This is a genomic window from Streptomyces sp. NPDC030809 (assembly GCF_055572195.1).
In genome coordinates, this window is sequence record NZ_JBVIDV010000030.1 from 19590 (window position 1) to 32960 (window position 13371).

10 protein-coding genes are annotated in these 13371 nt (G+C 72.3%); 1 reads left to right on the forward strand and 9 read right to left on the reverse strand.

Going from position 1 to position 13371, the window contains the following annotated elements:
• Positions 1 to 39 precede the first annotated feature (39 nt).
• From ACZ407_RS30620 to ACZ407_RS30660, 9 genes are all read right to left on the reverse strand, one after another.
• Entirely contained in the window at positions 40 to 1971 is a 1932-nt protein-coding gene (locus ACZ407_RS30620; RefSeq protein WP_468133974.1) for a hypothetical protein, read from the reverse strand.
• A 306-nt stretch (positions 1972 to 2277) separates the two neighbouring features.
• Entirely contained in the window at positions 2278 to 3219 is a 942-nt protein-coding gene (locus ACZ407_RS30625) for a phage baseplate protein (RefSeq protein ID WP_468133976.1), read from the reverse strand.
• A gap of 234 nt (positions 3220 to 3453) precedes the next feature.
• Positions 3454 to 5592 (reverse strand): 3-hydroxyacyl-CoA dehydrogenase NAD-binding domain-containing protein, encoded by a 2139-nt coding sequence (locus ACZ407_RS30630; RefSeq protein WP_468133978.1) that lies wholly within the window; start codon positions 5590 to 5592, stop codon positions 3454 to 3456.
• On the reverse strand, positions 5589 to 6815 hold the full coding sequence (locus tag ACZ407_RS30635) for a thiolase family protein (RefSeq protein ID WP_468133980.1): 1227 nt from the start codon (positions 6813 to 6815) through the stop codon (positions 5589 to 5591). The genes ACZ407_RS30630 and ACZ407_RS30635 overlap by 4 nt, the downstream gene beginning before the upstream one ends.
• A 126-nt stretch (positions 6816 to 6941) precedes the next feature.
• Complete coding sequence (locus tag ACZ407_RS30640) at positions 6942 to 7865, reverse strand: DMT family transporter (RefSeq protein ID WP_468133982.1); 924 nt, start codon at positions 7863 to 7865, stop codon at positions 6942 to 6944.
• 126 nt (positions 7866 to 7991) lie between these two features.
• On the reverse strand, positions 7992 to 8678 hold the full coding sequence (locus ACZ407_RS30645; RefSeq protein ID WP_468133984.1) for an ArsR/SmtB family transcription factor: 687 nt from the start codon (positions 8676 to 8678) through the stop codon (positions 7992 to 7994).
• A gap of 226 nt (positions 8679 to 8904) precedes the next feature.
• Entirely contained in the window at positions 8905 to 10188 is a 1284-nt protein-coding gene (locus ACZ407_RS30650; protein WP_468133986.1) for an HRDC domain-containing protein, read from the reverse strand.
• Positions 10189 to 10483: 295 nt separating this feature from the next.
• On the reverse strand, positions 10484 to 11146 hold the full coding sequence (locus tag ACZ407_RS30655) for a LuxR C-terminal-related transcriptional regulator (protein WP_468133988.1): 663 nt from the start codon (positions 11144 to 11146) through the stop codon (positions 10484 to 10486).
• 285 nt (positions 11147 to 11431) lie between these two features.
• On the reverse strand, positions 11432 to 12097 hold the full coding sequence (locus tag ACZ407_RS30660; protein ID WP_468133990.1) for a DUF3000 domain-containing protein: 666 nt from the start codon (positions 12095 to 12097) through the stop codon (positions 11432 to 11434).
• Positions 12098 to 12188: 91 nt separating this feature from the next.
• Between ACZ407_RS30660 and hemE the strand changes: the two genes are divergently transcribed.
• Complete coding sequence (gene hemE, locus ACZ407_RS30665) at positions 12189 to 13253, forward strand: uroporphyrinogen decarboxylase (protein ID WP_468133992.1); 1065 nt, start codon at positions 12189 to 12191, stop codon at positions 13251 to 13253.
• Positions 13254 to 13371 lie beyond the last annotated feature (118 nt).

Sequence of the window (13371 nt, forward strand, 5' to 3'; positions counted from 1 at the left end):
ATGAGGGGAATCGGTCGGGATGCCGGTGGGCCGAAGGAACTACGCCGGGAGGCGGGGCTGCTCGGGATGTTCCGGATACTCGATGGGGAAATCGCGGAGACCGCGCCGGTACAGGTCGTTCGCGGCGTTGTTGAATCGGACCGTCGACGGCGGGTAATCCTGGCCGAGGAGGTATTCCTTCAGCTGCTCGCGGTAGTGCGCCATGACGTCGTTCTCCGGGTGGAGCATCGCGTCGATCGCCGCGTCCAGCCCGCCGCAGTCCATGTCGAGCAGGTACGAGGCGTACGCCGTGCGCTGCTCGTTCCGGAATTCGGTGTCCGGGAGCCCTTCGAGGTTGAAGATGGCGTACGGCTTCCGGGTCGCCACGAAGTCGGACACCACGCTCGACATGTCTCCGATGAGCAGGTCCGAGTGGTTGAAACAGTCGTACAGCGCCGGAATGCGGTCGACCACGACGTGGTGGGCCGACTCCGGCAGGGATTCCCAGTACAGCGCCCCGGCCTGGTTGCGGCTGCCGCGGATGCGCGCGGTGCGCTCCTCCTCGGTGAGGTCCGGGTACTTGGACCGGACGCCGCGCTCGGAGAGCTCGGCGATGCGCTTGTCGATGCGGGCCAGCTTGCGGGCGGCCGTCTTGGACTCGGCCAGGTTGCGGCCGAACCGCACCGCGTTGTCCTCTTCGAGCAGGGCGATGATCGCCTTGTGCGCGGCGAGGGCGACGGGGGAGCGGGTGCCGGTCAGCGGGTGGGGCTTGTAGATGATCCGGATTTCCTGCGGGTGGTCGAGCAGGGTGCGGATCAGCTTCTCGCCGGCCGGGATGACCGAGGTGTAGCAGGCGTCGTCGGTCCAGCCCTCCCAGGTGGGGGCGTAGATGACGGTGGGCACCTTGCCGGCCACGCGGCCGGTCCAGTGGTGCAGGGTCATCAGCTGGGGGCGGCCGACCTCGACGATCTGGCCGGCGGTGACGGCGTGCTTGATGCGCTCGTAGCGGTCGCGCCCGGCCCGGCCGGCCACCCAGATCTCGTCGAAGACCTTGCTCACGCGGTTGCTGGAGGCCAGCTTGTCGCTGTCGCCGTGGCCGATGAAGACGTGCTTGACCTCGGCGCGCTGGAGCATGTGGACGTTCTTGCCCGCGTTGCCGGGGTACAGGGCGACCCGCAGCTCGGGCATCTCGACCCGGGCCAGGTTGTCGGCCTTGGGCACGCAGATGACCGGCACGGAGGTCGCGTCCAGGTAGCGCAGAGTGGCCCGCTCGCGCAGCACGATGATCGGCCGCAGGTCGAGGGCCTCCAGGGCCTCCAGCCACATGTTCACCTGGTACATGAAGTCCCGGGAGATCGCGGCGAAGGTGAAGTACAGGGCGACCTGGGGGCGGTAGCCCTCCAGCTGGCGGTTGAGCTCGTCGAGGGCCTCGTCGCCGGTGGGCAGCAGCAGGGCGTTCCAGGCGCCGGGCAGCAGCACCAGGACGGCCACGAAGGCCACCCAGACCGTGGCGATGGACCCGAAGGTCACGAAGCGCCAGTCGTCCGTGGCGATGGTGCCGAGGGCGCCCGCCACCAGGGGGACGTCCAGGTGCAGCATCTTGCGGACGTGCTTGTCCATCAGGAACGGGTGCGGCATGCGCCGGATGCCGAGCAGCTCCATGTCCAGGCCGCGCGTGGTGAACGGCAGCTCGGCCCGCTTGCTGCGGACGCGCTTGAGGATGGCGCCGTAGACCAGCTGGAGCACGAAGAGCAGCAGCAGGCCCAGGGAGGCCATCTTGGCCACGAAGGAGTCGAGCTCGGCGATGGACCCGCAGAGGGCCAGCAGCAGGAACTGCCGGATCAGGAAGCGGATCGTCAGACCGAAGCGGGAGTCGCGCAGCCGGTCGAGCGTCGAGGATTCGGCGCTGTGCAGCATGAGGTCGGCGCCGTAGCTGATCGCGGCGGCGTACACGAAGATCGGAAGCGAGGCCATCGCCACCGCTGCCATCATGCCGAGAAAGCTGAGCACCAGGGCAGCACTGATGAGAACGCCCAGCGCTGCCTGACGGCTTTGCCTGCCCATGCGGCATGGCCTCCCGGCTGTAAGGATCTTGTTAAGTGCCGCAGTAGTATAGGCATCAAAGTCGCCCCCGCTGAACCGTCGAATGACCGCAGCGGAAACGCCGGGCAAACACCGTCACTGGAGTTCATCAACAGCTGACCCCAGTGTGATAGGCGCGCAATGAAATGTGACGCTGCGTGCCCGCCCGGCTACGGTCCGGCGATTTATCCGGAACCCGGCCCCCGCCCCGGGTCTTCAGGGTGTGAAGCGATACACAGTGAGCTTGCGCCGGTCGCCGCTCTTCACCGAGAAGCCCACGCACAGCTGCGGGCGGCCGTCCGCGAGGCGCACCGCGATTCCCTCGGGCTCCCGGAACTCCAGGTCCGGCGCCGCCGTCACCAGCTGGCGTCCGGCCGGCTTGCCCGTCTGCACGTTGATGGCCGCGACGTACGTATTTCCTCCGTCGGACGGCGGATTCTCCCCTTCGTCGTCCGTGTAGGGGCTGCCGGTCAGCTGGTAGATGTGGTCCCCGTACAGGGCGCAGCCCTGGAAGGACTCGCCGTCCCGCTGCCAGACGTCCGCCAGCTCGTGCTCGGCGCCGTGGCTCCCCTTGCGGAAACGATCCATCGGGTAGATCGCGTACCGGCGTTCGGTGCCCTCGCGGAAGCTCACGAGCACCCGGCGGCGTTCCAGGTCGAGGGCCGGATGGGTGGCCAGGGCGCCCGGCAGCGGCTCCTGGTGGCGCACCCCGTCCTCGGAGCTGTCGAGGACCTCCCCGTCGCGGAACGGCACCCGGGTGACGGTGCGCCCGTAGCCGGTCTTCTGGTCGGCGTCGCCCTCGACCCACAGGTAGGTGCGGCGGCCGGCGGGCTCCACCCCGAGGGATATGCCGTGCCCGAATCCCCGCAGGTACATGTGCCCGCGGATCTTCCCCTCGAAATCGAGCTTCGTGACGCACATGTCCCCGTACTTGCGGCGGGAGCCGGTGGTCAGCGCCCCCCTTTCGCCGGGCAGCTCTATTCCGCCCTGAACGAGTTGGAGGGTGTAGACGAATTCGTTTTCGTCATCGAATGCAAAAGACTGCGGGCCGGTCTTGTTGTAAAGCGCGGCGGGTGCCATGAATTTCTCGGCGCGGGCCATGTCGAATTCCCCGACATGGGTCCCGTACTCCTTCTCCGGCTCTTCCTCGTCCGACATTGCGGAGAAAACGATTCCGGTACCGGCGATTCCCGCGAGGGCGGCACCTCCCGCCAGAAGGAGAGTCCTGCGGCTGGGTCGGCTTTTCTCGCCGTCGGTACGGAAACTCATGCTGCGCATTCTCTCATCAGGCCGGGAACGGGTGCGGCCCGCCCCCGGAGTACCGGGGACGGGCCGCGCCGTGGGGCAGGGTCCGGGCCGCGTGCGGCCGGATGCTGCGGGCGTTCAGGCGGTTCAGGCCGGGACGCTCGCCAGGCCGGGAGCGAGGAACTTCTTGCCGTTCACGCGCTCCGAGACGCCCTCGCGGTCCAGGTACGGCGTGATGCCGCCCAGGTGGAAGGGCCAGCCGGCGCCCGTGATGAGGCAGAGGTCGATGTCCTGGGCCTCGGCCACGACACCCTCCTCCAGCATCAGGCCGATCTCCTCGGCCACCGCGTCGAGGACGCGGTCGCGCACCTGCTCCTCGGTCAGGACGGAGTCGCCCTGGACCAGGAGGGCGGCGACCTCGGGGTCGAGCTCCGGCTTGAAGCCGTTCTCCGCCTTGTAGACGTAGAAGCCGCGCTTGCCGGCCTCGACGACCGCCTTCAGGTTGGGGGAGACCTTGAAGCGCTCCGGGAAGGCGCGGTTCAGGGTCTCGGAGACGTGCAGGCCGATGGCCGGGCCCACGAGCTCCAGCAGGACCAGCGGGGACATCGGCAGGCCGAGCGGCTCGATGGCCTTCTCCGCCGTGACGACCGGGGTGCCCTCGTCGATCACGTTCTGGATCTCGCCCATGAAGCGGGTCAGGATGCGGTTCACGACGAACGCCGGGGCGTCCTTGGTGAGGACCGCGGTCTTCTTCAGCTTCTTGGCGACGCCGAAGGCCGTGGCCAGGGAGGCGTCGTCGGTCTGCTCGCCGCGGACGATCTCCAGCAGCGGGAGGATCGCGACCGGGTTGAAGAAGTGGAAGCCGACCACGCGCTCCGGGTGCTGGAGCTTGGAGGCCATCTCCGACACCGACAGCGAGGAGGTGTTGGTGGCGAGGATCGCGTGCGCCGGGGCGACCGCCTCGACCTCCGCGAACACCTTCTGCTTGACCGACATCTCCTCGAACACGGCCTCGATGATGAAGTCCGCGTCGGCGAAGCCCTCGGCCTTGTCCAGCACGCCGGTCACCAGGGCCTTGAGGCGGTTGGCCTTGTCCTGGTTGATGCGGCCCTTGCCGAGCAGCTTCTCGATCTCGGCGTGGACGTAGCCCACGCCCTTGTCCACGCGCTCCTGGTCGATGTCGGTGAGGACCACCGGCACCTCCAGGCGGCGCAGGAAGAGCAGCGCCAGCTGCGAGGCCATCAGGCCCGCGCCGACCACGCCGACCTTGGTGACCGGGCGCGCCAGGGACTTGTCCGGGGCGCCGGCCGGGCGCTTGGCGCGCTTCTGGACCAGGTTGAAGGCGTAGATGCCGGAGCGCAGCTCGCCGCCCATGATGAGGTCCGCGAGCGCGGCGTCCTCGGCGTCGAAGCCCTTCTGGAGGTCGCCGTCCTTGGCGGCCTCGATGATCTCCAGGGCGCGGTACGCGGCCGGGGCCGCACCGTGCACCTTGGAGTCGGCGATGCCGCGGCCCTTGGCGACGGCGGCGTCCCACGCCTCGCCGCGGTCCACCTCGGCCCGGGCGACCTCGGTCTCGCCGGTGAGCACGCGGGCGGTCCACAGCAGGGACTGCTCCAGGAAGTCCGCGCCGTCGAAGAGGGCGTCGGCGATGCCCAGCTCGAAGACCTGCTTGCCCTTGAGCTGCTTGTTCTGGTTGAGCGAGTTCTCGATGATCACCGAGACCGCGCGCTCGGCGCCGATCAGGTTCGGCAGGATCGCGCAGCCGCCCCAGCCGGGCACCAGGCCGAGGAAGACCTCGGGCAGCGAGAAGGCCGGGACGGCCTTCGAGACGGTCCGGTAGGTGCAGTGCAGGCCGACCTCGACACCGCCGCCCATCGCCGCGCCGTTGTAGTACGCGAAGGTGGGGACGGCCAGGGCCGACAGGCGCTTGAAGACGTCGTGGCCGCCCTTGCCGATGGCCAGGGCCTCCTCGTGCTTCTTCAGCAGCTCGACGCCCTTGAGGTCGGCGCCGACCGCGAAGATGAACGGCTTGCCGGTCAGGCCGACACCGGTGATCGCGCCCTCGGCGGCCTCCTTCTCGACCTGGTCGATGGCGGCGTTCAGGTTCGCCAGCGACTGCGGGCCGAAGGTGGTCGGCTTGGTGTGGTCGAAGCCGTTGTCCAGCGTGATGAGCGCGAAGCGCCCGGCGCCGTACGGCAGGTCCAGGTGGCGGACGTGGGCCTGGGTGACGACCTCGTCCGGGAAGAGCTCGGCGGCGCCCTTCAGGAGCTCGGCGGTGCTGCTCACTTGGCGTCTCCCTCGGAGTCGAAGTGCGGGTTCTCCCAGATGACCGTCGCGCCCATGCCGAAGCCGACGCACATGGTGGTCAGGCCGTAGCGGACGTGCGGCTGCTCCTCGAACTGGCGGGCCAGCTGCGTCATCAGGCGGACACCGGAGGAGGCCAGCGGGTGGCCGAAGGCGATGGCGCCGCCGTACTGGTTGACGCGGGCGTCGTCGTCGGCGATGCCGTAGTGCTCCAGGAAGGCGAGCACCTGGACGGCGAAGGCCTCGTTGATCTCGAACAGGCCGATGTCCTCGATGGACAGGCCGGCCTGGGCGAGGGCCTTCTCGGTGGCCGGGATCGGGCCGTAGCCCATGACCTCGGGCTCCACACCGGCGAAGGAGTAGGAGACCAGGCGCATCTTGACCGGGAGGTTGTTCTCGCGGGCGAAGTCCTCGGAGGCGATGAGCGAGGCGGTGGCGCCGTCGTTCAGGCCCGCGGCGTTGCCGGCCGTGACCCGGCCGTGCACGCGGAACGGGGTCTTCAGGTTGGCCAGCGACTCCAGGGTGGTGCCCGGGCGCATCGGCTCGTCGGCGGTGACCAGGCCCCAGCCGGTCTCGCCGGCCTCGGCGTTGGTGCGGCGGACCGAGATCGGCACCAGGTCCTGCTGGATCTTGCCGTCGGCGTACGCCTTGGCGGCCTTCTCCTGCGAGCGCACGGCGTACTCGTCGGCGCGCTGCTTGGTGATCGTCGGGTAGCGGTCGTGCAGGTTCTCCGCGGTCATGCCCATGAACAGGGCGGACTCGTCGACCAGCTTCTCGGAGACGAAGCGCGGGTTCGGGTCCACGCCCTCGCCCATGGGGTGGCGGCCCATGTGCTCGACACCGCCGGCGATGGCGACGTCGTACGCACCGAAGGCCACGCCGCCCGCGACCGCGGTCACGGCGGTGAGGGCACCGGCGCACATGCGATCGATGGAGTAGCCCGGGACGGACTGCGGCAGGCCCGCGAGGATGCCCGCGGTGCGGCCCAGCGTCAGGCCCTGGTCGCCGATCTGCGTGGTCGCGGCGATGGCGACCTCGTCGATCTTCTTGGGGTCCAGGTCCGGGTTGCGGCGCAGCAGCTCCCGGATCGCCTTCACGACGAGGTCGTCGGCGCGGGTCTCGTGGTAGATGCCCTTCGGGCCCGCCTTGCCGAACGGGGTGCGGACGCCGTCGACGAAGACGACGTCCCTGACGGTACGAGGCACGTTGGCTCTCCTCCAGGTGCGGGATGGCACTGCTGCGCGGCGCACGCGGCTGAGCGCGCGCTCACCCCGCCCATGCTACTTGCGGGTAACCAATGTGCACACCCCTCACCCCGGGAGCGGCGAAGGTCACACCGCCGGGCCCGGCGAAGCGGGGGCCGCGACGCCCGGGCGCGGCCGCCACCGCGAGACCGCCACGCCCGCCAGGCACAGCACCCCGCCGCCCATCGCCAGCGGCCCCGGCACCTCGTCGAGGACCAGCCAGGACATGAGCACCACCAGCACCGGCACCGCGTACGTGGTCGCCCCCATCCGGCCCGCGGTGGTACGCGCCAGGGCGAAGGCCCAGGTCGTGAAGGCCAGGGCGGTCGGGAAGAGGCCCAGGTAGACCATGTTCAGGGTGGCGGAGGCGGGGGCGGCCGCCAGCTCGGAGGCGAGCTGCCCCGCGAACGGCAGGCAGGCCGCCGTCCCCGCCAGGCACCCGAAGACCGTCACCTGGAGCGCCCCCGCGTGCCGCAGCGCCGGCTTCTGGGCCACCACCCCTGCCGCGTACAGCACGGCGGACAGCAGGCACAGGGCCACCCCGAGCAGGGAGCTGTGCCCGCTGCCGGAGGTGGCGGTCCCCACGACCACGGCCCCCGCGAACGAGACCCCCATCCCCGCGAGCAGCGGCCGCGGCAGCCCCTCGCCGAGCAGCTTCCCGCCCAGCAGGGCGATCAGCAGCGGCCCGGTGTTCACGAGCATGGCCGCGGTCCCCGCATCGGCCTCCCGCTCGCCCCAGTTGAGGACGGCCATGTACGCGCCGAACCAGAGCAGCCCCGACACGGCGATCCCCGGCCAGGCGGCCCGCGGCGGCAGCCCGACCCGGCGCACCAGCCCGATCGCCCCCAGCGCGAGGGAGGCGGTCAGCAGCCGGCCGAGGGCCAGCGCGCCGGGGGAGTACGCGGATCCCGCGCTGCGGATGGAGACGAAGGCGGAGGCCCAGAGGACCACGGTGACCCCGGCGGCGGCCAACGCGGGCCAGGGGGTGCGCTGTTCGGTGGCATCGGTCATGGCGCGAACGCTATGCCCGCGACGTTTCGGCCGCCGCCGAATTGTTCCGGGGCGGGTGGGCGGGCGGCGGCCCGGGCGCCTGCCGTCGCGCGTCCGGCGCGCTCCGCGGCCGGGGCGCGGGGGGGGTCAGGGCAGGTCCGGGTCCACGCCGAGCAGGGTGTGCAGGGCCGCACGCCCCGCCGGGGTCACCCGTACCGCGCGCTCCGTTCCGATGCGCTCGCACCAGCCCGCCTCGAACGCATGCCGGCACAGGGCCGCCCCGGCGGCCCCCGCCAGGTGCGGCCGCCGCTCCGTCCAGTCCAGGCAGCCCCGCACCAGCGGCCGGCGGCCCGCCGCGGCCAGTCCGATGCCCTGCGCGGCGAACCACTCCAGACCGGCGTCCGTCAGCGCGAAACCGGTGTCGCGCAGCAGCAGGCCGCGCGCGGCCAGCCCCTCCGTGACGGCGATGCCGAGCCGTCCGGCGAGGTGGTCGTAACAGGTGCGCCCGCGGGCCATGGCGCTCTGCGCACTCGCCTCGCGCAGGCCGCGGGGCGGCCGGCGGGCGGGTTCGGCGAACCCGGCGAGGTCCTCCAGCAGCTGGGCCGCCCGCGGCCCGGCGAGCCGTACGTACCGGTGCCGGCCCTGCCGCTCCTCGGCGAGCAGACCGCCGGCCACGAGCTTGCCGAGGTGCTCACTCGCGGTGGAGGCGGCCACGCCGGCGTGCCGGGCGAGCTCGCCGGCGGTCCAGGCGCGGCCGTCCAGGAGGGCGAGGCAGAACGCGGCCCTGGTCTCGTCGGAGAGCAGGGCCGCCAGGGCGGCGAGGTTGCGGGGCACGGGTCCATCCTGGCCCCGCCACGTTTCGGCAACCACCGAAACGCGGCCGCTGCGCGGGGCCTGCTCCCCACCCCGCCCCCGCCCGAAGCGGGGGCTCCGCCCCCACACCCCCGGTCCTCAAACGCCGGACGGGCTGAAGAGACAGCCGCGCGGCGGTTGAGGCGCGGGGTCCGGGGCGGGCCCCCGGTGCGCGCAGGGGGAAGAGCCCCGCGCAGCGGTCCGCCGGCTACGCGCCGGCCGAGGTCAGGGCGGTGACCAGGACCGGGGTCACCTGTTCGATCTGCCAGGCCCGCGCCCCGTAACCGGCCAGCGCCTCGGACACGCTGTCCGCGGACACCCGACCCGGCGGCTCCCAGCACAGCCGCCGCACGGAGTCCGGCGCGACCAGGTTCTCCTGCGGCAGCCGCAGCTCCTCCGCCCGCGCCGACACGGCCGCCCGCGCCGCCGAGAGCCGCGCGGCCGCGAGCGGGTCCTTGTCCGCCCAGGACCGCGGCGGCGGCGGACCGGCCGGGGTCTGGCCGGGCAGCGGGAGCTCGTTCTCGGGCAGGGCCTTGGCCCGGTCCACGGCGGCCATCCACTGCTCCAGCTGCCGCCGGCCCACCCGCTGCCCGTACCCGGGCAGGGCGGCCAGCGCGTGCACGTTCACCGGCAGGGCGAGGGCCGCCTCGACGATGGCCGCGTCGCCCAGCACCTTGCCGGGGGACACGTCGCGCCGCTGTGCGATCCGGTCGCGGGTCTCCCACAGCTCCCGCACCACGGCCATCTGCCGGCGCCGCCGCACCTTGTGCATGCCGGAGGTCCGGCGCCACGGGTCCTTGCGCGGCGGGGCCGGCGGGGCCGAGGCGATGGCGTCGAACTCCTGCCGCGCCCAGTCCAGCTTCCCCTGCCGGTCGAGCTCCTTCTCCAGCGCGTCGCGCAGGTCCACGAGGAGCTCCACGTCGAGCGCGGCGTAGCGCAGCCAGGGCTCGGGCAGCGGGCGGGTCGACCAGTCGACGGCCGAGTGCCCCTTCTCCAGCGCGTAGCCGAGCACGCTCTCGACCATGGCGCCCAGTCCGACCCGCGGGAAGCCGGCCAGCCGGCCGGCCAGCTCGGTGTCGAAGAGGGAGGTCGGCACCATGCCTATTTCGCGCAGGCAGGGCAGGTCCTGGGTGGCGGCGTGCAGGATCCACTCGGTGCCGGCGAGCACCTCGCCGAGCCCCGAGAGGTCGGGGCAGCCGACGGGGTCGATCAGGGCGGATCCGGCCCCCTCCCGGCGCAGCTGCACCAGGTAGGCGCGCTGGCCGTAGCGGTAGCCGGAGGCGCGTTCGGCGTCCACGGCCACGGGCCCGGTGCCGGCGGCGAAGGCCGCGATCACCTGGGCGAGGGCGTCCTCGTCGGCCACCACCGGGGGGATTCCGTCGCGCGGCTCGAGCAACGGGATCGGAAGCCCATCGGACTCGGCGACTTCGTCCGGGGGGCCGCCCCCGGTGGTGGTGCGCAGTTCTGCTGCGGTCTCTTGGGCGTCGGTCACCTGTCAAGGGTATCCGCGGATGCAGCGCGCCCGTCGCCGGAACGTTCCGTCGACGGGCGCGCTGCAGGGATACGGCTGTTCTCCGGGGAGGTCCCGGAGGCTCGGGAGCCGGATCAAGGGGGATCAGGGGCGGATCAGAGGCGGATCGGGGACGGATCGGAGAAGGGCCGGAGAAGGACCGGAAGGGACGTTCCGGATGAGCCGGATGAGCGGGGGGACCGGGAGAGCCGGGGATCCGGGGAGCCGGGCGATCCGGCCGTCCCGGGGAGCCGGGAGCTCCCGGCGGGGGACCGGATCAGTGGATGATGCCGGTCCGCAGGGCCACGGCGACCATGCCGGCCCGGTCCCCGGTGCCCAGCTTGCGGGCGATGCGGGCGAGGTGGGACTTGACGGTCAGGGCGGACAGGCCCATCGAGACGCCGATGGCCTTGTTGGACTGGCCCTCGGCGACGAGGCGCAGGACCTCGACCTCGCGGCCGGAGAGCTCGCGGTAGCCGCCCGGGTGGCTCGGGGCACCCGGGGGGCGGCGGTGCATGCGGGCGGCCGCGGAGCCGATGGGGGCGGCGCCGGGGCGGCTGGGCAGTCCGATGTTCGTGCGCGTACCGGTGACGACGTAGCCCTTCACGCCGCCGGCGAGGGCGTTGCGGACCGCGCCGATGTCGTCCGCGGCGGACAGGGCCAGACCGTTCGGCCAGCCCGCGGCGCGGGTCTCGGACAGCAGGGTGAGACCGGAGCCGTCGGGCAGGTGGACGTCGGCCACGCAGATGTCGCGCGGGCTGCCGACCCGGGGGCGGGCCTCGGCGATGGAGGACGCCTCGATCACATCGCGGACTCCGAGGGCCCACAGATGGCGGGTCACGGTGGAACGGACGCGCGGGTCGGCCACGACGACCATGGCCGTCGGCTTGTTCGGGCGGTAGGCGACCAGGCTTGCGGGCTGCTCGAGAAGAACGGACACCAGGCCTCCTGGGGGAGTGGCGGGACGGCCGGCTCGGGGAAGAAGCCGGAGCGAACCGTGCGGATGGTCACTGACTCCTTCGGCACGTCACCCGCCCGGCTTTAGGGAATGATCACGATTTGGTGAGTAACAATTCGGGCAATTCGGACGCACGATCGATCAAGCGTCGATCGGAAGCCCGCGGCGGGGGCGCCGTTCTGACGCTCCGTCGCGGGCCCGGCCGCAGCCCGCCCCGCCCCGCCGCGGCCCGCCCGGCCGCCTTCCCGTGGGCCGGTCGCCGCAGTGCTACGGGTGGTGCGGACCGCGACGCTGTGGCAGGGAGACCACCGCCGTGTCCGCGGGCCCGGCCGGGGGCAGCCCGGCGACCTGGCAGAGCAGGTCGCACCAGGCCGACAGGTGCGCCGCCGTGTCCGGCACCCCGCCCACGCCCTCCCGCGGGGTCCACGAGGCCCGGATCTCGATCTGGGTGGCCGGCCGGCGCTCCGACAGGCCCCCGAAGTAGTGCGAGCCGGCCCGGGTCACCGTCCCGCTCGCCTCCCCGTACGCCAGCCCGCGCGCGTCCAGCGCCCCCGTCAGCCAGGACCAGCACACGTCGGGGAACAGCGGATCGGCGGCCATCTCCGGCTCCAGTTCCGCCCGTACGAGCGTCACCAGGCGGAAGGTGCCGTGCCAGGCCTCGTGCCCGGAGGGGTCGTGCAGGAGGATCAGCCGGCCGTCCGCCAGGTCCGCCTCCTCGCCGTCCGCGTCCACGCCGACGACCGCCGCCTCCAGCGCGTAGGCGTGCGGGGCCAGCCGCTGCGGGGCCCGCGTGGGGTCGATCTCGATCCCCGGCCGCAGCCGCGCCTTCCTCAAGCCGTCGACCGCCCGCCGGAACGGGAGCGGGACGGAGCTCTCCTTCGCGCTGTCCATACCGTCAGCGCCATCTGAAAATCGTCCCTGAGCCGCAGCCATGCGGGGAAGACTAGGCGGAACGAGGCCCCGGACGGCGCAAGGACACCCGCCCCGGGACGGGCTCTTCGCCATACGTGCGAAGATTTGGCCCGTGAGCGCCAACCACCGCCCCGAGGGCCAGCCGAGTCAGACGTACGATTCCGCCTTCCTGAAGGCGTGCCGCCGCGAGCCCGTCCCGCACACGCCCGTGTGGTTCATGCGGCAGGCCGGGCGCTCCCTCCCCGAGTACCGCAAGGTCCGCGAGGGCACCGCCATGCTGGAGTCCTGCATGCGGCCCGACCTGGTCACCGAGATCACCCTGCAGCCCGTGCGCCGCCACAAGGTGGACGCGGCGATCTTCTTCAGCGACATCGTGGTCCCGCTGAAGGCCATCGGCATCGACCTGGACATCAAGCCCGGCATCGGCCCGGTCGTCGCCCAGCCCATCCGGCGCCGCGAGGACCTCGCACAGCTGCGCGACCTCACCCCGGAGGACGTCACGTACGTCACCGAGGCCATCGGCATGCTCACGGGTGAACTCGGCAGCACGCCGTTGATCGGCTTCGCCGGTGCGCCTTTCACCCTCGCGAGCTACCTCGTCGAGGGCGGTCCGTCGCGCAACCACGAGCACACCAAGGCGCTCATGTACGGCGACCCGCAGCTGTGGGCCGACCTGCTCGACCGGCTCGCCGAGATCACCTCCGCCTTCCTGAAGGTGCAGATCGAGGCCGGGGTCTCCGCCGTGCAGCTCTTCGACTCCTGGGTCGGCGCGCTCGCCCCGGCGGACTACCGGCGCTCGGTGATGCCCGCCTCGACGAAGGTCTTCGACTCCGTCGCCTCCTACGGGGTGCCGCGGATCCACTTCGGCGTGGGCACGGGCGAACTGCTGGGCCTGATGGGCGAGGCGGGCGCCGACGTGGTCGGCGTGGACTGGCGCATTCCGCTGGACGAGGCGGCGCGGCGGGTCGGGCCGGGCAAGGCGCTCCAGGGCAACCTGGACCCGGCCGTCCTCTTCTCCACGCCGGATGCGGTGCGGGCCAAGACGGACGAGGTGCTGGCGGCGGCGGCCGGTCTGGAGGGCCACGTCTTCAACCTCGGCCACGGTGTCCTGCCGACGACGGACCCCGACGCGCTGACCCGCCTGGTGGACTACGTCCACACGACCACCCAGCGCTGACCCCGCCGTCCCGGGGGCGGGGGCCCCCGGGGGGGGGGGTGGGGGGGGGCTGGAGGGATAGGGTCCTTTTCCCCCCGCCCGGGGGGGGGGAGGAGAAGAAGGTTCCCAGCTTTCTGGA

Bases quoted from the DNA above. Each gene is read 5' to 3' on its own strand.
- ACZ407_RS30625 (WP_468133976.1), bottom strand. From the start codon at position 3,219: ATGTCGGACGAGGAAGAGCCGGAGAAGGAGTACGGGACCCATGTCGGG.
- ACZ407_RS30620 (WP_468133974.1), bottom strand. From the start codon at position 1,971: ATGATGGCAGCGGTGGCGATGGCCTCGCTTCCGATCTTCGTGTACGCC.
- ACZ407_RS30660 (WP_468133990.1), bottom strand. From the start codon at position 12,097: ATGGCTGCGGCTCAGGGACGATTTTCAGATGGCGCTGACGGTATGGAC.
- ACZ407_RS30640 (WP_468133982.1), bottom strand. From the start codon at position 7,865: ATGACCGATGCCACCGAACAGCGCACCCCCTGGCCCGCGTTGGCCGCC.